The following is an 18,468-nucleotide window of genomic DNA, read 5'->3' as shown; positions in this document are numbered from 1 at the left end:
GGCGTGCGGAGGGGCGGCGCGCGCCGGCTCGGGGGCGGGGCTGCGCGCGGGCGAGAGGACCGGTCGAGGCGGGGACGCGTCGGGAGCGGTCCGTGGGGACCGCGGGACGCGCCGGGGCTCAGCCGGCCGGGGCGAACGCCGGCGGACCGCGCCGGACGGCCGGGCGGACGACGACGTCCTCGGCGGGCACCAGGGCCCGGCTGGCCCGGGGGAACGGCACCCGCGCCACCGGCCGGGCCGGGACGGGTGCGGCGAGCAGCCGCAGCCAGCGGGCGGCCGCCGGGACGTGCCGGTGCAGGAAATCGCCCAGCATCCGGACGGCGCGGGCGAGACGGGCCAGCGCGGCGTCCGCCCGGCGCAGCCAGAAGGCCGCGGACAGCGCGATCACGGTGTGCAGCAGCAGGAGCAGCAGGACGCCGGTCTGCTGGGAGACGCCGTGGCCGAGCAGGAAGCCGCCCAGCGAGCCGCCGCCGCAGAGCAGCGGCTGGAAGCCGTGCGCGGAGCCGGGCGGCAGGGACGGGCAGGAGGTCTGCGCGAGGTCGAACAGGGCGCTGACGCCGAGCTCCAGCGGCAGGAACACCGCCGCGACCGCCGGGTAGCCGCGTTCGCGGCCGGCCACGGCGAAGGCCGCCGCGAACACGGCGACGGAGGCGAGGGCCAGCGTGCCGACCGGCAGCGCGCGGCCGGTGACCACCACCTGGCCGAGCCCGGCGAGCAGCACGACGAGCGCGGCGAAGACCGCCGCGCGAAGCGTCCTGGTGACCGGGCCGATGTCCATCGCCATCGAGTCTGCCACAGGTCGACGGCGAACCCGGCGGCCCGAGGGCCCGCTGTGAACAGCCTCACCACCCGCTCTGAGCTGGCCTTATGTCGTCCTTACCGGTCCGGCCCCGGCGGACTCACCCGGGCCTCGACCAGCTCGCGGAAGTGCTCCAGGTCCCCCCGGACCGCCCGCTCGATCGCCCCGGCCAGGGCGAACCCGCCGGGCCCGCCGATCGCCTCGCGCAGCGCCGCCGGGTCGTACTCCACCCGGATCTGCACCCTGGTCCGCCGGGCGTCCAGCGGCAGCAGGGCGAAGGCGCCGCTCAGCGGGATCCCGTCGAGCGTGCGCCAGGACATCACCCGGCCCCGGCCGCGGTCGGTGATCTCGGTGTCCACGGCCCGCTCGGCGCCGCCGATCGCCACCCCGAGGTGTGCCAGGTTCCGGCCGTGCGGGTGGGCGCTGTGCACGCCGTCGACGAACCGCGGGTACTCGTGGACCCGGTGCAGCTGCTCCCAGGCGGCGAGGACGGGGGCGGCGACGTCGATCTGTTCCTCAAGGGTGTTCATGCGCCCTCCTCAGGTACCAGCCTGCGCCCGCGGACGGTGCCCGGGCAAAGCGGGTGCGGCCCGGCCGCCGGTCCCGGGCCCGCACCGGCCGGCGGTCGGGCACCGGCGGGCGCCCGGCGCGGGGCTGCGGGAGACTGGGCGCATGCCGGAGCTGCCGGAGGTCGAGGCGCTGAGCGCCTTCCTGGCCGAGCGGCTGACCGGGCGCGAGATCGCCCGCGTGCAGCCGGTGGCGATCAGCGCGCTGAAGACCTACGACCCGCCGGTGACGGCGCTGGAGGGGCGGACGGTCGGCGGGGTGAGCCGGCACGGCAAGTTCCTGGACGTCGAGGCCGGCGGGCTGCACCTGGTGGTCCACCTGGCCCGGGCCGGCTGGCTGCGCTGGAAGGACGCGCTGCCCGCCGAGCCGCCCCGCCCGAGCCCGCGCAACCCGCTGGCGCTGCGGCTGCGCCTGGCGGGGGAGGCGGGGGACGGCTTCGACCTGACCGAGGCCGGCACCAAGAAGGGCCTGGCGGTCTACGTGGTGGCGGACCCGGCCGAGGTGCCCGGGGTGGCCCGGCTCGGTCCGGACCCGCTGGACCCGGCGTTCACCGCGGCCGACTTCGCGGCCCTGCTGCACGGCGAACGGCGCCGGCTCAAGGGCGTGCTGCGGGACCAGACCGTGCTGGCCGGGGTGGGCAACGCCTACTCGGACGAGGTGCTGCACGCGGCCCGGATGTCGCCCTTCAAACTGGCGTCCAGCCTGACCGACGAGGAGACGGCACGGCTGTACGAGGCCCTCGGGACCACCCTGCGGGACGCGGTGGAGCGCTCGCGCGGGCTGGCGGCGGGGGAGCTGAAGGCGGAGAAGAAGCTCGGGCTGCGGGTGCACGGCCGCACCGGTCTGCCCTGCCCGGTCTGCGGGGACACCGTGCGCGAGGTCTCCTTCGCGGACTCCTCGCTGCAGTACTGCCCGACCTGCCAGACCGGGGGCAAGCCGCTGGCGGACCGGCGGCTGTCGCGGCTGCTGAAGTGAGCGGAACGGGCCCGGTGGGAGTCGCGGCCTCCCACCGGGCCCGTCCGGTCAGCGCTTCACGGCGACGCCGCCCCAGTAGTAGGCGGCCTTCGGGTCCGCCGGCGGCTCGCCGTCCGGGCGCCAGCCGAGGACGGGGGCGAGCCCGGGCTCGACCAGGTCCCAGCCGTCGAAGAAGCGCAGGACGTCGTCGTGGGTGCGCGGGACGAGGGTCATCCCACCGGCCCGGGCGGCCTCGGTGACCTTGCCGACGGCCACCGGGTCGAAGTCCTGGGTCGGCGTGGTGAGGGCGAGGCAGCTGCCGGCGGGCAGGGCGTCGCGCAGGGCGGCGACCCGGCCCCAGGGGTCGTCCTCGTCGGCGATCAGCATCAGTACGGCGATCATCAGCAGCCCGACCGGCTGGGTGAGGTCGAGGGTGGCGGTGAGCGCCGGGTCGGCGAACAGCTCCTCGGGCTTGCGCAGGTCGGCGTGGATGTAGGTGGTGCGGCTGGCCGGGCTGGACACCATCAGGGCGCGGGCGTGCGCGAGCACGATCGGGTCGTTGTCGACGTAGACCACCCGGGTGCCGGGGCTGACGGCCTCGGCGATCTCGTGGGTGTTGGGCGAGGTGGGGATGCCGGTGCCGAGGTCGAGGAACTGCCGGATGCCGTGCTCCCGGGCGAGGTGGCGGACGGCCCGGCCCTGGAAGGCGCGGTTGGCCTTGGCCATCTCCTTGACGCTCGGCACGGCCTCCTCGATGGCCTGCCCCATGGCGCGGTCCGGCGGGAAGTTGGTCTTGCCGCCCAGCCAGTAGTCGTACACGCGTGCGGAGTGCGGGGCGGTGGTGTCGACGCCGAAACGTTCCCACTGGCTCGGCTCGGCGGCGTCCTCGTCGCGGGTGCCCTGGTCGGGGAAGTCCTGACTTGTCGTCATGGCCACGTCCTCTGATGGCAGATCATCATACTGGGGAGGCCCAGCGTAGCGGCCCCCCGGGGGCGCCGGGTGCCCGGTCCGGGAAGTGTGGCGTACGGACGGCCGGGGGTGCGGCCGCCTTGGGCCGTCGGAGTGGTGATCGGGTCCGTCGGGGTCACGCGCGGGGAGCGGCGATGTCCGCCGGGGGAAGCATTCGACATGTCGTCAGATCGTCAGATTACTTCGCGAAGATTGCTGCTGGTCGCCGCCGGGATGTCCCTGCTCGGAGCCGCCGCCGGCTGCCGGAGCCCCTGGGGCGGTGGGGGCGGCCCCACCGCGGCGGCGGCGCCCGAGGGGTTCAACGAGTCCCTGGCCGGCCCCGAGGCGACACCGGGCGCGGCCCCGGTCACGCCGTCCGCCGCGCCCTCGGCGCCACCGGCCGCCGCCGCCCCGGCCGGGCCGAGCGTCGAGACCGTCCGCCACACGATCTCCACGGCGGAGAGCAAGCCGGTGTACGAGCTCGACGCGGAACGGCGGGTGGTGGCCCTCACCATCGACGACGGCCCGGACCCGCGGTACACGCCGACCGTGCTGTCCCTGCTCCAGCAGCACGGGATCCGGGCGACCTTCTTCCTGATCGGGGAGAACGCCGTCCAGTACCCGGAGCTGGTGCGGGAGATCGCCGACCGGGGCCACCACATCGCCAACCACACCTGGACCCATCCGGACCTGCGGAACCTGTCCGAGGGCAAGGTCCGGGACGAGCTGGAGCGCACCTCGGACCTGCTGCACCGGACCACCGGCCGGCTGCCCACCTGGTTCCGGGCGCCCGGCGGCGACTGGTCGACGGAGTCGCTCAAGGTGGCCGCGGACCTCGGGATGCGGAACATGGCCTGGTCGGTGGACCCGCGGGACTGGGCCCGGCCCGGCACCTCGGCGATCACCGACCGGATCCTCAAGGACGTCCGGCCCGGGGCGATCGTGCTCAACCACGACGGTGGCGGGGACCGCTCGCAGACCGTCGCCGCGCTGAAGGCGTACCTGCCGGTGCTGGTCGACTCGGGCTACTACTTCACGGCTCCGCCGAACTGAGGGGGCCATGGGTGAGCCGAAAGGTCGCGGCCTTTCCGCTTAAACCACTCGAAAGGGTGCACTAGATGAACCGTTTCTGCGGATTTTCGGCCTCTAGGGTGATCTCGCACCAATGAACCCGGTACCGCCGCGTACCACCTGAAAGGCCCTCACCCATGCGTCTGCGCAACACCGTTCTGGCCCTCGCCAGCGCCGCCACCCTCGTCCTCGCCGTCCCCACCTCCGCCACCGCGGCCACCGGTGACTTCCTCTACAGGGTCGGGGTCCCGCCGATCGGGATCCCGACCGGACTGGCCGACCCGGAGAGCCGCGTGTGCATCGACCTGCCGGACATCGGGAACCTGCCGGCCTTCGCGCCGGAGAACTTCACCACCTCGACGGCCACCGTCTTCCTCGACGCGCACTGCGACGGCGACACCTACTACGTGATGAACCCGGGCAAGAAGCTCGGCGACCGCCTGAGGCTCCGCTCGGTGATCTTCTCCTGAGGCGGACGGAACCCGCCGACCCACGGGACGGCCCGGTGACCGGCAGCGGCCGGGCCCCGGGCCGTCCGGCGTTCGTGGGCGTCCCCGATCGCGGGCCCACTCCCGGGGTGGCCCGGGTGCCGCGTCCGACGTACGTTCGATAGTGGCCGGTCCGTCCGAGGTGCACCGGTGCGTGCGCGCCCGCGGGCCCGGTCCAGTGCGGTCCCGGGCGCTCCGCCCGGCGGCCCCGGGCAGAGCGAAGGAGGCCCCCGGATGACCGGCAACGGCTACGCGCACCCCGAGACGCTGGTCCGCACCGAGTGGCTGGCCGACCACCTGGACGACGGGACGGTCCGGGTCGTCGAGGTGGACGAGGACAGCACCGCCTACGACCGGGACCACATCCCCGGCGCCGTCGGCTGGAACTGGACCACCGACCTGCACAGCCGGATCGGACGCGACTACGTCGACCGGGAGGGCGTCCAGCACCTGCTGCGGGCGGCCGGGGTGGAGGACGACACCGGCGTGGTGCTCTACGGCGGCAACAACAACTGGTTCGCCGCCTACGCCTACTGGCTGCTGCGGCTGCGCGGCTTCGGCCCGGTGCGGCTGCTGGACGGCGGGCGCAAGAAGTGGGAGCTGGAGGGGCGGGCGCTCACCCAGGAGGTGATGGACTACCAGCACACCTCCTACCGACTGGCCGGGCCGGAACGGCCTGAGCTGCGCGCGCTGCGCGACGAGGTGCTCGGCAAGGCCGAGGTGTTCGCCAAGCCCGGCTCGGACGCGGTGCTGGTCGACGTCCGCTCACCGGCCGAGTTCCGGGGCGAGCTGATCGCCCCGCCGCACCTGCCGCAGGAACAGGCGCAGGTGCCCGGGCACATCCCGGGCGCGGTCAACGTCCCCTGGTCGCAGACGGCCAACGACGACGGGTCGTTCCGCTCGGCGGAGGAGCTGCGGGCGCTGTACGCGGCCAACGGGGTGGAGCCGGAGCGCGAGGTGATCGCCTACTGCCGGATCGGGGAGCGCTCCGCGCACACCTGGTTCGCGCTGACCGAGCTGCTCGGGTACGAGCACGTGAAGAACTACGACGGCTCGTGGACGGAGTACGGCTCGCTGGTGCGGGCGCCGGTGGCGCTCGGGGGGTGAGGGCCCTGCGGGGAGCGGCGTGTGGGGCCGGTGCGGCCCCCGGGAGTGTTGAGGCGGGTGTCCGGGGCGCGGCGGCGTGATTTCGGCCTGTTTCTTATCATGAACATCTCACAATCCGGGAGTGGAGCGGGGCGCACCGGGACAAGGATCGATCCGACCCTTCGTCCCAGTGATCCTGGAGGACCACGTGCGCAAGAGGCTGATCGTCTCCGCCGCCGCCGGCGCCCTGAGCCTGCTCCTGACCGTCCCCGCCGCGGCCGCCGACTTCAAACCCGGCGCGGCCGGGGCCGGCGACGCCTACTACCCGACCTACGGCAACGGCGGCTACCGCATCTCGCACTACGACATCCGGCTGAAGTACCAGCCCGCCACCGATGAGCTGGAGGGCACCACCACCATCCTCGCCACGGCCACCGACAACCTCTCCCGCTTCAACCTGGACTTCGCGCTGGACGTCCAGGAGGTCCGCGTCAACGGGCGGCCCGCCGCCTTCGCCGCCAGCGGGGAGCAGGAGCTGGAGGTCACGCCCGCCCGGCCGCTCGCCAAGGGCGCCCAGGCCACCGTGGTCGTCCGCTACAAGGGCGTCCCGTCCACCGTGAAGAAGTACGGCTTCACCGCCTGGCAGCGCACGCCCGACGGTGCCGTCGCGGCCGGGGAGCCCGAATCGGCCTGGTGGTGGTTCCCCAGCAACGACCACCCGAGCGACAAGGCCACCTTCGACGTCTCCGTGCTGGTGCCGGACGGCAACGAGGTGATCAGCAACGGCGTCCTCGCCGGGAAGAGCTCGCAGGCCGGGTGGACCCGCTTCAGCTGGCGCGAGAACAAGCCCCAGGCGACGTACCTGGCCACCCTCGCGGTCGGGAAGTTCGACGTCACCACCGACACGACCCCGGGCGGGCTGCCCGTCTACAACGCCTACAGCAAGGACCTCGGCGACAACGCGGACGCCGCCCGCGCCAGCGTCGAGCGCACCGGGGAACTCGTCGACTGGCTGAGCGGCTACTTCGGCGAGTACCCGTTCAGCTCCGTCGGCGGGTACGTGCCCAACACCAGGACCGGCTTCGCCCTGGAGACCCAGACCCGCGTCTACTACAGCCCCCGGCAGTTCGCGAAGGGCTCCAACACCTCGGTGGTCGTCCACGAGCTGGCCCACCAGTGGTACGGCGACAGCGTCTCGCTCTCGGGCTGGAGCGACATCTGGCTGAACGAGGGCTTCGCCCGGTACGCGCAGTTCCTCTGGTCCGAGCACGAGAACGAGGGCACCGCGCAGGAGCTCGCCGACTACGTCTACGCCTCGCACCCGGCCGACGACAGGTTCTGGACCGTCAAGCCGGGTGACCCGGGCCCGGACAACCAGTTCGACGGCGCCGTCTACGACCGCGGTGCGGTGGCCGTCCAGGCGCTGCGCAACACCGTCGGGGACGACGCGTTCTTCCGGATCCTCAAGGGCTGGCCCACCGAGCGGCGCTACGGCAACGCCACCATCGCGGACTTCCGGGCGTACGCGGAGAAGGTCTCCGGGAAGAAGCTCGGCGACCTCCTGAACACCTGGCTGTTCACCGCCTCCAAGCCGGCCCTCGGCCCGGTGCCCGCGGGGGCGCCGGCGAAGGCCTCGCTCGTACCGGGCGCGGACGCGGGGCGGGCCGACGGGCAGTCCGGCGGCGGGGTGCCGGTGGAGCCCAAGTCCTGGAAGAAGATCCAGGAGACCAACTCGGTGCACGACGAAGGGCACTGACGGGGGCCCGGGCCCGAGGCGCCCGGTCACCCGGTGCGGGGCCCCCGCGCCGGGTGACCCGTCCGCACCGCTCCGTCGGGCGGCCCGTCGGGCCCGGCCCTAGCATGAGATCCGCCGAACCAACGGCAGCAGCCGGGCCCGCCCCGCCGGGGTACGGGCCCGTCCCACAGGTGATCCGCCGGCAGTCGACGCGCGGACGCACCCCGGAGGGAAGAGCGAACCGTGAGCACTGCTCCCGCCGGCGGATCCCCGCGCTACCTGGTGCTGGCGGCGATGATCTTCGCCGTCTCGATGACCTTCATCGACCAGACCATCGTGTCGATCGCCGTACCGAACATCCAGCACGAGCTGGACCTCACCAGCACGGGCGTGCAGTGGGTGGTCAACGCCTACCTGCTCACCCTGGCGGCGTTCTTCGCCTTCGGCGGGCGGCTCGCCGACACCGTCGGGCACCGCAAGATGGTGGTGCTCGGCGTGCTGGTCTTCGCCGGCGCCTCGGCCTGCTGCGGCTTCACCCCCACCGGGAGCCTGGCCGAGGCCTGGCTGATCGCCTTCCGCGCCGTCCAGGGCGTCGGCGGCGCCATCATGTTCCCGGCGGCGCTGGCGATCGTCGTGCAGAACTTCGTCCTGCGCGAGCGGGGGCGGGCCCTGGCCCTGTTCTTCGGCATCGCGGGCGGTCTGACCGCGATCGGCCCGGTCCTCGGCGGCTACCTGACCGAATGGACCTGGCGGGCCATCTTCTGGGTGAACCTGCCGGTGGCCGCGATCGCGCTGGTGCTGATCGCGATCTCCAAGCCGGTGACGCAGAGCCGGCCCGCGCCCATGGACTACCGGGGCCTGGTCCTGATCGCCGGCGGCGTCGGGCTGAGCGTCTTCGGGTTCCAGCAGTCGCAGGTCTGGGGCTGGTCCAACCCGGCGATCGGGCTCTGCATCGCGGCGGGGGTGCTGCTGCTGGTCGTCTTCGCGGTCGTCGAGAAGCGCACGGCCTCGCCGCTGATCCAGGTGGACATCTTCCGCATCCGCGCGTTCTCCGTGCAGAACGTGGTGCTCGGCATCTCGATGCTGGCGTTCGTCCCGGTGTTCTTCTTCTCCAGCGAGTACGCGCAGATCGCGCTCGGCGACTCCTCCTCCGAGGCCGGCATCTTCCTGCTCTACTTCTTCATCGGGTTCGTGATCGCCTCGCAGCTCGGCGGCCGGATGCTCGACCGGGGCGGCGCGAAGCGGCCGGTGGTGCTCGGGTGCGTGCTGGCCGCCGTCGGGTTCTACCTGTGGGCGGGCGATGCCACCACGCTGAGCTTCAGCGAGCAGCAGTGGGACATCGTGCTGGCCGGCGCCGGCATGGGCTTCATGCTCAGCCCGGCCAGCACGGACGCCGTCAACCGCGCCTCCCGGCTGTCCTACGGCGAGGCGACCGGCATCACCCAGACCGTCCGCAACTACGCCGCGAGCCTGGGACTGGCCGTGCTCGGCACCGTCCTGGTCACCGACCTGCGGTCCGGGCTGACCGACTCCCTGGTCGCCCAGGGCCTGCCGCAGGACCAGGCGGAGTCCACGGCCGCGCACCTCTCCCAGGTCCAGGCCCAGAGCGGTGGCGGGAGCACCTCGGCGATCCCGGACTTCTTCCGGGTCGACTTCGCCCACGCCACCCAGACGGTCCTCTACTGGATGGCGGCCTTCATGGCCGCCGCCGCGGTGGTGGCGATGGTCGGTCTGCGTCCGGGCGTGCAGGCCGAGGCCCCGGCCGAGGAGGAGGAGTCCCTGTCGGCCGGCGGCGGACCGGGCCAGGTCTGAGGCACGCCCGGCGCGGATCCGGCCGGGTGAGCGCCCCTTCAGCGGGACCGCGGCACCGGGACCGGTCAGCGCGACCGCGCGACGCTCGCCAGGGCGAGGGCCTCCTGCTCGGGGGTGAAGCCGTGGCCGAGCGGCGGCTCGCCGCGCTCCCGGTCCCAGGCGAGGACGTCGGCGGCCGTCACCGCGAGCGGGGTCGCCGGCAGGCCGGCCGCGCGCGCCCGCGCCGCGCTGCGCTGCTGGCCGGTCCAGGTCGGCTCCGGCCGCACCAGCGGGAAGAACATCTGCGGTGAGCTCTCCGGCGGTACCGGGACGACCTCCGCCTCGATGCCCGCCGCCTCGGCGCAGGTGGCGATCAGGGCGCCCAGGGTGGTCGGCTCGGCCGGACCGACGGCGTGGAAGGCGCCCGCCCGGTCGTCCTGGACCAGCCGGACCACCAGCCGGGCCAGATCGCGCACGTCGACCAGCTGGACGGGCTGCTCCGGGCGCCCCGGCAGTGCGATCCGCCCGCCCTGGGCGGCCCGGCGGGCCCAGTAGGTGAGCCCGCGCTGGTCGTCGTGCGGGCCCGCCACCTTTCCGGGCCGCACGATCGTCGCCCGATCGCCGTAGCGGGCCCTCACGTCGTCCTCGCAGGCCACCTTGAGCCGGCCGTACGTCGCGTCGGTCAGCTGCGCCGCCTCGCGCAGCGGCGCCCGGAGCGGGGCGGACTCGTCCGAGCCGGGCGCGAGGCCCTCCTGCTCGTAGACCGAGTGGCTGGAGACGAAGAGGTAGCGGCCGACCCGGTCGCCGAGTGCGTCCATCGCCTGGTCGACCTGGTGCGGGCGGTAGCCGGTGACGTCCACGACGGCGTCCCAGGAACCGCCGCGCAGGGCGTCGTAGTCGCCGGTGTCGCGGTCGCCCACCAGGTGGACGGCGTCCGGGAAGAGGCCGGGGTTGGTCCGGCCCCGGGTGAACAGGGTGACCTCGGCACCGCTGCGCAGGGCGTCGTCCGCGATCGCGCGGCCGACGAAGGAGGTGCCGCCGAGAATGAGGATCCGCATGGGCTCAGCCTACGGTCGGGACGGGCGGCGCTGCCGTGATTCGACTGCGGGGTGCGGTGGTTGAACACGAGGGATGGTCAACCACCGCGCCCGCGGCCGCACTTGCCGGGCCGGACGGTCAGGCCCGCGGGTCCGACCCGGAGTGGTCGGCCCCGACGGTGTGGGCCTCGGTGAGGATCAACTCCTCGATCCCGTAGAGGAAGCGCTCCACCGCCGGGCGCGGGAGCACCGCCGGGTCGGCGGTCATGGCCAGGCTCAGGGCCTCGGGGGACTGCAGCGCGTCCAGGGCGTAGGTCAGGCCGGGGCGCGGCTCGAACTCCACCGGCCAGCTGAGGGTGGTCTCCTGCCGCGGGCCCCCGTCGGGCTCCGGCGCCGCCGGGACCAGCTCGCGCGTGTCGTTGAAGACGCACGACCGGTCGGCCAGCGGAACGCCCTCGGCGGCGAGTCGCTCGATCTCGGTGCTCAACCGGAGCTTGTCGTAGTAGGCGTGCCGGTAGGAGCCGATCGCGGCGGCGTGGGTGCGCCGGACGACGTCGCCGAACTCGGCCGTGGCATCCGGGAGGTGGAACAGGCCGTCGCCCGCGACGACGCTCACCGCGTTGGTCAGCTCGGGCAGGAAGCGGTTGTTCACCACGACGTTGAGCACCGCCTCCGGAGTGCCGGACAGCCGGGCCGTCATCGCGGCCGTCGCCGCCAGCAGCACCGAGGAGGAGCTCACCCGGTGCGCGGCGGCCACCCGCTCCACCGCCGCGGGCAGGGCGGGGGAGCGCAGGACGGCGTTCGGGAACGGCGCGGCGGGGGCGTCCGGTGCCGGCGGGGCGGGCGGCGGGAACAGCCGGGCCGGGCCCAGGCGCAGCTTGCGCAGGAACTGCTTGCGGGCTCCCGCGTCGCGCTTCCGGCCGCGTTCGGAGTCCTGGAACGCCGCCTCCTCCAGCGGCTGCCGGGCGGGCTCGCGCAGCTCGGCCAGGTCCGCCGGTGAGCTGCCGAGGCAGAGCGCGGTGAGGTCCGCCACCAGGCGGTTCATCCCGGAGCCGTCGACCGCCGTGTGCGAGAGCACCAGGCTGACGTAGCGGGCCAGCCCGTCGGCCTCCACCACGCCGACCCGGAGCGGCCACTGCTCGGCGGTGTCGAACGGCCGGGCGGACAGCTCCTCGTGCAGTCGCGCGCCGGCCTCCGCCACGCCGGTGCGGTCCGGGCCGGTGCTGCCCGGGCAGGTGCGGACCTCCACCGCCAGCCGTCCGTCCGGGTCGACGACCTGGCGCAGACCGCCGTCGCCGTCCGGCAGCAGCCTGGTGTGCAGGGAGTCGTGCAGGTGCAGCAGCTGCTCCAGGCCGCCCAGCACGACGGGGAGCGGCAGCCCCGGGTCGATCGGCGCCGCCGTGCCGATGTTGTACCGCGGTGCGTCGGCCGCGGGCAGCCGGCTCACGGCGTCCCAGATGGCGCGTTGCCCCCAGGTGGCCGGGCCGGCCCCGGACCGGCCGGACGAGAAGGGGATCTCCAGCAGTTGACGAGTGGTCACCGTGTGGCTCTCCGTTGTGGCGGTGGGTCGCGACGTCGTACCGGTGCGTTGGGAGCGCGGGTGCTGCTGGGGAGAGTGTGGCGCACCGCCCGCCCGCCGTCGAGGGTGGGCCGGGTGGGCCCGTCGGGGCGGTCCGGGGCGTCCGGGGAACGACGAAGCCCCCACCGGAGCACGGCAGTACCGTGCTCCGGTGGGGGCTTCCTCGTCGGCGGCCTGGCCCGTGGCCCGGGCCGCCGTCCTGCCGCGCGGCGTTCTCGTGGTGTGCGGCGGCGGTGCGGTGCGCAGAGTGCTCGTGGTGTGCGGCGGCGTGCCCCACAACACGCCGACCGCCCACCACTGACTCCAACGGCGCTGCCCCGCGCTTCGGTTCACCGGCTCCCGGGGAGGGGCCGGTGCCGTCGTCGGAGCGCCGGTCAGAGGACGAACATCGCCGCGTACGGCGGCGTTATCCGCTCCTGTCGCGAGCCGAAGTCGACCAGCACCGCGGCGCTGGCTCCGTCCTCCACCTCGATGACGCGGCCGAGACCGTACCTGTCGTGGGTGACGCGGTCACCCACCGCGAAGTGCTTGGGCGGTTTGTCGGGCTTGGCTTTGAAAGGGCTGGTGGGAAGGGGGCGTCGGACTGCCGGTGTTTTACTCATCGTGGCCAGTATGCTCCGAAAACCCGCCCGCCGGGCCGGTGGGGAGCAGCGGATTTCCCGTCGCCGGGAATCCTCCGGTCGGGGGGCGGGGTGGCAGCCCGGAGAAAGATTCCGGACCGGGCGGCGTGGCGGGGCGTGGCGGCAAGTTCCTCCCGGACCAAGGGCGTTCCGGGTGCGGCGGGGCCGGAGGTACCGCCATCCGGTGGCCGGGCCGGAAAATTCCCCCGGATTTTCCGCCGGTCGGGACCGGATCCTGCTACAGTCGAGGTAGTTGCAGTTGTGGTTCCCATGGACTTTGTGTGCGCCTGCTGATCGCTGCGGGCGCATTTTCTGTTTTTCCGGATCTTTCCCGGTGGGTTCTCATCGCGGCGACGCGAAAGTCTGCACCGTGCAGGCTTCGAAAAGTCTCTCGAAGGAGATCTCCCATGGCCACCGGTACCGTGAAGTGGTTCAACGCGGAAAAGGGCTTCGGCTTCATCGAGCAGGAGGGTGGCGGCCCCGACGTCTTCGCCCACTACTCGAACATCAACGCCAGCGGCTTCCGCGAGCTGCTCGAGGGCCAGAAGGTCGAGTTCGACGTCACGCAGGGCCAGAAGGGCCCGCAGGCCGAGAACATCCGCCCGCTGTAGGACCACCGCCCCCGGCCGGGGGCGGGGCGCGGGCCCGGGCCCGCGTCGTCCGAACCGGCGTTCTTGAAGGTCACAGGCCGTTCCCACCGTGAGGTGGGGACGGCCTGTGACGTTCCGGGGCCCGCGCGGGTCCGGGGCGTGCTCAGATCGGGAGCCGTGTCGGGGGTCCGTCCGGTGCGTCCGGGCCCGGGCCGCTCCGCATTGCGCGGGCGAGCAGCAGTTCGGCCGCCGGCGTGTGGTTCCCGGTCGCCGAGGCGCCGGCCATCGCGGAGGCGGCCGTCAGCGCGTCGGTGCCGGGTGGCACCACCAGCAGGAGGATGTGGTCCTGGAAGCCCCGGGTGACGCTGATCGTCGCGTCGCTCCCGGCGAACCAGTTGATCTTGATCATCAGGCCGTTGACCACGACGGACCTCGGGACCCCCGCCCAGGTCGCCGTGTCGAGACCGACCCGGACGATGCGCCCGAAGTGGGCACCGAGCGCGGTGATCAGGTCGGGCAGCTCGGCGGCGACGCGGTTGGAGCGGGGCCACCAGGCCCCGTCGAAGACGCCGTCCCGCGTCATCGTGGGCTCCAGCAGCAGGCGCGGCAGCAGCGGGGAGCCCTGCGGCGGCCACGGTCCGGAGGACGAGGGATAGGGGAGAGGAACCGGCATCATGCGAAGCCGCCCGTCCGGTCCGCGAGGGACCCGTCAGACCCAGGGCGACGCCGACGCTGATGCCGGTGTGCGGAATGTCCTCGGTTGCCTTCCACGCTACTCCGTCGCGGTCGCCGCCGGGCCGCCGCCACGGAACCGTCCGTGAGGCCGTCCGGGGCGGGCACCGGTGGGTGGTGGTGGGCAGCGGCGGACGGGCTCAGGCGAGATCGGCGGTGACGACGTGGTAGTCGAGCAGGCCGGTGCGCCAGGCGTGGTGGAAGTTGCGGCTCCAGTGGCCGGGCGGGACGGTGTCGGCGAGGTAGCGGTCGAGGCCGGGCCAGACGTCGGCGCCGATGGACGTGGCGGTCACGTCGCCGAAGCCGGCCTTGCCGAGGTCGGCGGTGAAGGCCGAGAGCGGGTGGGGGACGTCGAGGCCGTCGGCGAAGCTGCCGAGCAGGATGCTGAGGCGTTCCGCGACGTCGGGCCCGTCGGCGGTGAAGAAGGTGGTGACGACCAGGCGGCCGCCGGGGCGCAGCACCCGGACGGCCTCGTGGGCGAAGCCGGTGAGCTCGCGGAAGTGCTGGGCGGCCTCGACGGAGTAGACGCCGTCCAGGGAGCCGTCGGCGAAGGGGAGGTCGTCGGCCGGGCCGAGGGTGTAGGCGAGGCGGTCGGGGTAGGTGGCGAGGGCCTTGGCGTTGACTGCGCGGGCGCGTTCAACCTGGTCGGGGTGGATGTCGACCCCGGTGACGGTGGCGAAGCGGAACTCGCGCAGCGCGAGGGCGGCGCCGAGGCCGCGGCCGCAGCCGACCTCGGCCAGCCGCCGGTGCTCGCGCGGTTCGGGGAACTCCCGCAGCACCCGGCGGTACAGCTGCTCCTGGCTGTGCACCCGGTCCTCGGGGGTCGGGGCGGTGAGGTCCATGCCCTGCCAGTAGCCGAAGTTGATGAAGCCGCCGCCGAATGACGGGGCGGTGCTGAGGTCGTCCGCGCCGTACGTCCGGCGGACGGTCGGGGGGATGCGGTTCTGGTCCATGGGTCGTCCGGTCTCCTGCTGCTCGCCTGGTCGCCGCGCCCGGCCCTCGGGCGCGCCGAGGTACGTACCCAAACCGGTGAGATCGTGAACACGGTGAGTGAGCGGAGTGGAGTTCCGGGGCGGGGTGCTGCCGGAGGGAAAACCGGTGGGGGTGCGGTGGCCGTTTCGCTACAGTCCGCTGGGGCCCGTCCTCGAACCCGCGTCTGCGGGGCGGCGACAGGCCCGAGGGTCCGGCGGTCGTCCGGGCCGGGGAGCCCGGCCCGCGGGGGCCGGGCGCGGAGCAGGGAGAGCCGACACCGTGAACACCGACGAACGCCCCGCCCCGCCGCTGACCGGCGGCGAGCGCGAGATGCTGCGGGCCTTCCTGGACTTCCACCGGGCGACGCTCGCGATGAAGTGCGAGGGGCTGACGGACGAGCAGCTGCGCCGGCGCTCCAGCCCGCCGTCCACGCTGACCCTGCTCGGGCTGGTGCGGCACATGGCGGAGGTGGAGCGCACCTGGTTCCGTCGGGTCATCGACGCCGAGGACGTCCCGCTGGTCTGGTCCCCGGACGGTGACTACCAGGTGGCCTACGACGCCTCCGGCGCCACCCGGGCCGAGGCCTTCGCCGCCTGGCAGGACGAGGTCGAGCACTCCCGCCGGATCGAGCTCGCCGCCGCCTCGCTGGACGTCACCGGCTACCAGCCGCGCTGGCAGGCGGAGGTCTCGCTGCGCCTGGTGATGCTGCACCTGATCCACGAGTACGCCCGGCACAACGGCCACGCCGACTTCCTGCGCGAGGCCATCGACGGCACGGTCGGCGCGTAGCGCCCGGGGCGGCGGGGCGGGCTACCAGCCGAGCAGGTGGGTGCGGTGGGTCAGCGCGTCCAGCACGGACTTGGCGGTGGTCTCGGGGGTGAGCCCGGCGGTGTCCAGCACGTGGGCGTCCCGGGCCTCCCCTGCGTCCGGGGCCTGCGGATCGTCGGCGGCGGCACCGGAGCGCAGGACGACGTAGTGGAGGGCGGCGCCGGTGGTGCGGCTCTCGCGGCGGAAGGTGTCGAGGGCGGGCGGGACGGCCGGGCACTCGACGACGACCTGGTACCCGCCGGTGGCGTACGCGAAGGCGGCCTGGGCGGCCGCGGCGAGGGCGGTGGCGTTCTGCCGCCCGGCCTCCGGCAGGTGGGGCGGCAGCTGACCGTTGCGGATGACCCGCACGAAGTCGTGCGCGCGCAGGTGGACGCTCGGTCGCAGCTCGGCAGCGAGCAGCCCCGCGACCGCGCTCCTCCCGGCCCCGGACGGGTCGACGAGGACGAGGACGCCCCCGGCACCCCGGCCGCCCCCGAGCTCCGGCCCACCTACGGTCGTACGGTTCACAGCTGCTGATCCCTTCGCGGGCCGGGGACGGACGGGTAGCCGGGGCGAGGCGGTCGGAGTGCGAAAGGGCCGGTCGGACCCGGATGCGGACAGCCGACCGCCTCGTCCCTACGACTGATGCTTTCGGGGATCAACCTAGTCCACGCCGGTGCCCCGAGTCGTCCCCCCTCATGGCCGGACCGGTTCCCCGGGGCGGCCGGGCCCGCCGCACGGCCCGGCCCGGAGCCGTCCGGGCCGTTCCGGCTCACTCCTCGGCGCGCAGCACGACCGGGTTGGTGAGGGCGGCCATCGGGCCCCAGGGGAGGTCCGGTCCCATCGCGTTTCCCCGGCCGGGCGTCCCGTCGGGCCGGGGGTGGCGCACCTCGGCGCGGACGTAGGCGGCGAGCGAGGCGGTGGTGCGCCAGACCACCGTGCCGGCGCCGTCGGCGGGCAGCGACTCCTGGTGCAGCTGGCCCTCGTCGGTGAGCAGCCGGACCGTCCCGCCCGGGACGCCGGAGACGGTGAGCCGAACGTCCAGCGGGGCGTCCGCCGGGACGGTCAGCTCCTCGCCGATGCCGGCCCGGCGGCCGTGCCCGGTGACGGTGAACTCCAGCCGCACCGCGGAGGACTCGGCCAGCCAGCTGCGCCCGGCGCGGATCCCGTCGAGGACGGCGTCGCGGGTGAGGTCCTCGGCCAGCACCACGGTGTGCGGGGAGCCGATCACCTGCGGGGCGCTGTGCGCGTCGCTGTTGCCCATCGCGGGCAGCCAGGAGCGGCCCTCGCGCAGGGCGACGGCGAGCCCGGCGTCCCAGGTGTCGACCGCGGACTCGTCGTCGTAGGTCCACGGTCCGTTCCAGACCTCGACGGCGTCGGCCTGCTCGTAGCCGAACTTCCACTGGCAGGCGACGTACGGGCAGTACGGGTGCGCGGGGACGACCAGGCCGCCGGAGCGGTGCACCTGGCGGACGAAGCGCGGGTACTCCTCGTCGCGGGAGCGGTAGCGCCAGTCGACGAACTGGCCGGCCTCCAGGCCGAGGGCCAGCCAGTGGCCGTTGCGGGTGGTGACCTCCTCGCCCGGCAGGATCAGCAGGTCCGGCCCGGCCAGCGGGCCCCAGACGGCGTGCGAGGAACTGGTGTTGTGGTCGGTGGAGACGATGAAGTCGAGGCCGGCGGCGCGGGCGCCGGCCGCGACCTCCTCCGGCAGGCGTCGCCCGTCGGAGTGCACGGTGTGCAGGTGGCAGTCCCCCCGGTACCAGGCCCGGCCGCGGCCGCGGGCCCGCTCGGGCGGGTAGTGCGGGGTGAACTCCGGCCCGGGGGCGCCGAACCGGAGGGTGACCTGGACGCGGTAGTCGAGCCCCTGCGGGGCGATCTGGTAGGGGCCGAGGACGATGTGCCAGGTGCCCGGGTTGATCGGGCCGGGGAGGTAGCCGGGGGTGGCGGTGTCGCGGGCGATGCTGAACTCGGTGCGGAAGCCGCCCGACCAGCCGCGGAAGCCGGGGCCGCCGAGGTCGGTGCCGCGCTCGTCGAAGACGCCGATGTCGCAGGAGTTCCCGGGGGTGCCGGCCGGGACGGTCGGCTTGTCGTAGCCGTAGGAGACGGCCAGCTCGCGCACGCCGTCCGGGACTTCGACCGGGAGGTGGACGAAGTCGGGCGCGCCGGTGGGGAGATGGCCGGTGAGCACGAGGGTGCGGTCGGCGGGGGTGGCGGCGCCCGGCGCGGCGGCGGCCCGGCCGCCGCCCGCGGCGAGGCCGAGGGCGGTGGTGGCACCGGTGGCGAGGCCGGTGCGCAGCAGGTCGCGGCGGGCGGGGCGGGGGGAGCCTGGGTCGGTGGGCATGGGTGGCCTCCGGGCTGGGGATCGGGTCCGCCGGCGTTCCTACCCGGGGCGGTGAACCGGGGGTGAGCCGGGGCCCACGGGGGTGGGGCGGGTCGGTGAAGGAGGGGCCGGGGGCGGGGCAGCGAGTTGCGGGGCGTGATGAATCGTCGGTTCATATTCATGGGTGAAGGCGGTGACGGCCTCGCGGTGAGGGCTGCGTCCTGCCGCACGGCCCTGCACCGTGCTGTGCCGCGTCGCGTCGCGTCCGACGGGCCGGAGCGGGACCGGACCGTCGCGGAGTCGGACCGTCGCGGAGCCGGGCCGGTCTGACGCCGGATCGCCCTGACATCGGATCGTCGTGGAGGAGGCGGG

At 74.2% G+C, this 18,468-nt stretch carries 19 protein-coding genes; 9 read left to right on the top strand and 10 right to left on the bottom strand.

Annotated elements, in window-relative coordinates; all coding sequences use genetic code 11:
* Nucleotides 1-118: 118 nt before the first annotated feature.
* Both ACIA8Q_RS16175 and ACIA8Q_RS16170 read right to left on the bottom strand, forming a co-directional pair.
* Complete coding sequence (locus ACIA8Q_RS16175) at nucleotides 119-778, bottom strand: hypothetical protein (RefSeq protein ID WP_360208345.1); 660 nt, start codon at nucleotides 776-778, stop codon at nucleotides 119-121.
* A 98-nt stretch (nucleotides 779-876) separates the two neighbouring features.
* Nucleotides 877-1,329, bottom strand: a complete 453-nt coding sequence (locus ACIA8Q_RS16170; protein ID WP_360208348.1) for an SRPBCC family protein — start codon at nucleotides 1,327-1,329, stop codon at nucleotides 877-879.
* A gap of 142 nt (nucleotides 1,330-1,471) precedes the next feature.
* Here ACIA8Q_RS16170 and ACIA8Q_RS16165 point away from each other — a divergent pair, with 142 nt between their 5' ends.
* Nucleotides 1,472-2,341 (top strand): Fpg/Nei family DNA glycosylase, encoded by an 870-nt coding sequence (locus tag ACIA8Q_RS16165; RefSeq protein ID WP_387899780.1) that lies wholly within the window; start codon nucleotides 1,472-1,474, stop codon nucleotides 2,339-2,341.
* 48 nt (nucleotides 2,342-2,389) lie between these two features.
* On the opposite strand, the gene ACIA8Q_RS16160 is transcribed toward ACIA8Q_RS16165, so the two are convergent.
* The gene (locus ACIA8Q_RS16160; RefSeq protein ID WP_360208354.1) at nucleotides 2,390-3,250 is read right to left on the bottom strand and encodes an SAM-dependent methyltransferase; all 861 of its coding nucleotides are present in this window, start codon (nucleotides 3,248-3,250) and stop codon (nucleotides 2,390-2,392) included.
* 198 nt (nucleotides 3,251-3,448) lie between these two features.
* Between ACIA8Q_RS16160 and ACIA8Q_RS16155 the strand changes: the two genes are divergently transcribed.
* The 5 genes from ACIA8Q_RS16155 (at nucleotide 3,449) to ACIA8Q_RS16135 (ending at nucleotide 9,460) form a co-directional block, all read left to right on the top strand.
* Nucleotides 3,449-4,321, top strand: coding sequence for a polysaccharide deacetylase family protein (locus ACIA8Q_RS16155; protein WP_396317335.1), 873 nt, complete (start codon nucleotides 3,449-3,451; stop codon nucleotides 4,319-4,321).
* Between the two features lie 155 nt (nucleotides 4,322-4,476).
* Entirely contained in the window at nucleotides 4,477-4,809 is a 333-nt protein-coding gene (locus ACIA8Q_RS16150) for a hypothetical protein (RefSeq protein WP_360208360.1), read from the top strand.
* 252 nt (nucleotides 4,810-5,061) lie between these two features.
* A complete protein-coding gene (locus ACIA8Q_RS16145; protein WP_360208362.1) occupies nucleotides 5,062-5,934 on the top strand; it encodes a sulfurtransferase in 873 nt (290 codons plus the stop codon).
* A 187-nt stretch (nucleotides 5,935-6,121) separates the two neighbouring features.
* Entirely contained in the window at nucleotides 6,122-7,669 is a 1,548-nt protein-coding gene (locus ACIA8Q_RS16140) for a M1 family metallopeptidase (RefSeq protein ID WP_396317334.1), read from the top strand.
* A 222-nt stretch (nucleotides 7,670-7,891) separates the two neighbouring features.
* Nucleotides 7,892-9,460 (top strand): MFS transporter, encoded by a 1,569-nt coding sequence (locus ACIA8Q_RS16135; protein ID WP_396317333.1) that lies wholly within the window; start codon nucleotides 7,892-7,894, stop codon nucleotides 9,458-9,460.
* Between the two features lie 65 nt (nucleotides 9,461-9,525).
* Here ACIA8Q_RS16135 and ACIA8Q_RS16130 read toward each other — a convergent pair whose 3' ends face one another.
* Together ACIA8Q_RS16130 and ACIA8Q_RS16125 are read right to left on the bottom strand one after the other, a co-directional pair.
* Entirely contained in the window at nucleotides 9,526-10,497 is a 972-nt protein-coding gene (locus tag ACIA8Q_RS16130) for an NAD-dependent epimerase/dehydratase family protein (protein ID WP_396317332.1), read from the bottom strand.
* Nucleotides 10,498-10,615: 118 nt separating this feature from the next.
* Entirely contained in the window at nucleotides 10,616-12,016 is a 1,401-nt protein-coding gene (locus tag ACIA8Q_RS16125) for a condensation domain-containing protein (RefSeq protein WP_396317331.1), read from the bottom strand.
* A gap of 190 nt (nucleotides 12,017-12,206) precedes the next feature.
* Between ACIA8Q_RS16125 and ACIA8Q_RS16120 the strand changes: the two genes are divergently transcribed.
* Nucleotides 12,207-12,356: a hypothetical protein gene (locus tag ACIA8Q_RS16120; protein WP_387899772.1), complete on the top strand. Its 150-nt coding sequence runs from the start codon at nucleotides 12,207-12,209 to the stop codon at nucleotides 12,354-12,356.
* A 73-nt stretch (nucleotides 12,357-12,429) separates the two neighbouring features.
* Here ACIA8Q_RS16120 and ACIA8Q_RS16115 read toward each other — a convergent pair whose 3' ends face one another.
* Nucleotides 12,430-12,657 (bottom strand): hypothetical protein, encoded by a 228-nt coding sequence (locus tag ACIA8Q_RS16115; protein WP_360208379.1) that lies wholly within the window; start codon nucleotides 12,655-12,657, stop codon nucleotides 12,430-12,432.
* 425 nt (nucleotides 12,658-13,082) lie between these two features.
* Between ACIA8Q_RS16115 and ACIA8Q_RS16110 the strand changes: the two genes are divergently transcribed.
* On the top strand, nucleotides 13,083-13,286 hold the full coding sequence (locus ACIA8Q_RS16110) for a cold-shock protein (RefSeq protein WP_360208382.1): 204 nt from the start codon (nucleotides 13,083-13,085) through the stop codon (nucleotides 13,284-13,286).
* Nucleotides 13,287-13,428: 142 nt separating this feature from the next.
* Here the strand turns inward: ACIA8Q_RS16110 and ACIA8Q_RS16105 are convergent, their stop codons facing one another.
* Entirely contained in the window at nucleotides 13,429-13,941 is a 513-nt protein-coding gene (locus ACIA8Q_RS16105) for a DUF5994 family protein (RefSeq protein WP_396317330.1), read from the bottom strand.
* Between the two features lie 196 nt (nucleotides 13,942-14,137).
* The gene (locus tag ACIA8Q_RS16100) at nucleotides 14,138-14,950 is read right to left on the bottom strand and encodes a class I SAM-dependent methyltransferase (protein WP_387899770.1); all 813 of its coding nucleotides are present in this window, start codon (nucleotides 14,948-14,950) and stop codon (nucleotides 14,138-14,140) included.
* A 349-nt stretch (nucleotides 14,951-15,299) separates the two neighbouring features.
* Here ACIA8Q_RS16100 and ACIA8Q_RS16095 point away from each other — a divergent pair, with 349 nt between their 5' ends.
* Complete coding sequence (locus ACIA8Q_RS16095; protein WP_360208550.1) at nucleotides 15,300-15,758, top strand: DinB family protein; 459 nt, start codon at nucleotides 15,300-15,302, stop codon at nucleotides 15,756-15,758.
* Nucleotides 15,759-15,779: 21 nt separating this feature from the next.
* Here ACIA8Q_RS16095 and ACIA8Q_RS16090 read toward each other — a convergent pair whose 3' ends face one another.
* Complete coding sequence (locus ACIA8Q_RS16090; RefSeq protein WP_360208390.1) at nucleotides 15,780-16,304, bottom strand: ATP-binding protein; 525 nt, start codon at nucleotides 16,302-16,304, stop codon at nucleotides 15,780-15,782.
* A 244-nt stretch (nucleotides 16,305-16,548) separates the two neighbouring features.
* Nucleotides 16,549-18,117 (bottom strand): CehA/McbA family metallohydrolase, encoded by a 1,569-nt coding sequence (locus tag ACIA8Q_RS16085; RefSeq protein ID WP_396317329.1) that lies wholly within the window; start codon nucleotides 18,115-18,117, stop codon nucleotides 16,549-16,551.
* Nucleotides 18,118-18,468 lie beyond the last annotated feature (351 nt).

Source organism: Kitasatospora sp. NPDC051705 (assembly GCF_044453265.1).
Lineage (GTDB): Bacteria > Actinomycetota > Actinomycetes > Streptomycetales > Streptomycetaceae > Kitasatospora.
The sequence above is the reverse complement of the archived record's forward strand: the minus strand, read 5'-3'. Positions and strand labels throughout refer to the sequence as shown.

What these genes read in the sequence shown, in the direction of transcription:
- ACIA8Q_RS16130 (WP_396317332.1), bottom strand. Translation starts at nt 10,497, where the DNA reads ATGCGGATCCTCATTCTCGGCGGCACCTCCTTCGTCGGCCGCGCGATC.
- ACIA8Q_RS16105 (WP_396317330.1), bottom strand. Translation starts at nt 13,941, where the DNA reads ATGATGCCGGTTCCTCTCCCCTATCCCTCGTCCTCCGGACCGTGGCCG.
- ACIA8Q_RS16115 (WP_360208379.1), bottom strand. Translation starts at nt 12,657, where the DNA reads ATGAGTAAAACACCGGCAGTCCGACGCCCCCTTCCCACCAGCCCTTTC.
- ACIA8Q_RS16100 (WP_387899770.1), bottom strand. Translation starts at nt 14,950, where the DNA reads ATGGACCAGAACCGCATCCCCCCGACCGTCCGCCGGACGTACGGCGCG.
- ACIA8Q_RS16175 (WP_360208345.1), bottom strand. Translation starts at nt 778, where the DNA reads ATGGACATCGGCCCGGTCACCAGGACGCTTCGCGCGGCGGTCTTCGCC.
- ACIA8Q_RS16145 (WP_360208362.1), top strand. Translation starts at nt 5,062, where the DNA reads ATGACCGGCAACGGCTACGCGCACCCCGAGACGCTGGTCCGCACCGAG.
- ACIA8Q_RS16085 (WP_396317329.1), bottom strand. Translation starts at nt 18,117, where the DNA reads ATGCCCACCGACCCAGGCTCCCCCCGCCCCGCCCGCCGCGACCTGCTG.
- ACIA8Q_RS16150 (WP_360208360.1), top strand. Translation starts at nt 4,477, where the DNA reads ATGCGTCTGCGCAACACCGTTCTGGCCCTCGCCAGCGCCGCCACCCTC.
- ACIA8Q_RS16155 (WP_396317335.1), top strand. Translation starts at nt 3,449, where the DNA reads ATGTCGTCAGATCGTCAGATTACTTCGCGAAGATTGCTGCTGGTCGCC.
- ACIA8Q_RS16095 (WP_360208550.1), top strand. Translation starts at nt 15,300, where the DNA reads ATGCTGCGGGCCTTCCTGGACTTCCACCGGGCGACGCTCGCGATGAAG.
- ACIA8Q_RS16170 (WP_360208348.1), bottom strand. Translation starts at nt 1,329, where the DNA reads ATGAACACCCTTGAGGAACAGATCGACGTCGCCGCCCCCGTCCTCGCC.
- ACIA8Q_RS16110 (WP_360208382.1), top strand. Translation starts at nt 13,083, where the DNA reads ATGGCCACCGGTACCGTGAAGTGGTTCAACGCGGAAAAGGGCTTCGGC.
- ACIA8Q_RS16160 (WP_360208354.1), bottom strand. Translation starts at nt 3,250, where the DNA reads ATGACGACAAGTCAGGACTTCCCCGACCAGGGCACCCGCGACGAGGAC.
- ACIA8Q_RS16165 (WP_387899780.1), top strand. Translation starts at nt 1,472, where the DNA reads ATGCCGGAGCTGCCGGAGGTCGAGGCGCTGAGCGCCTTCCTGGCCGAG.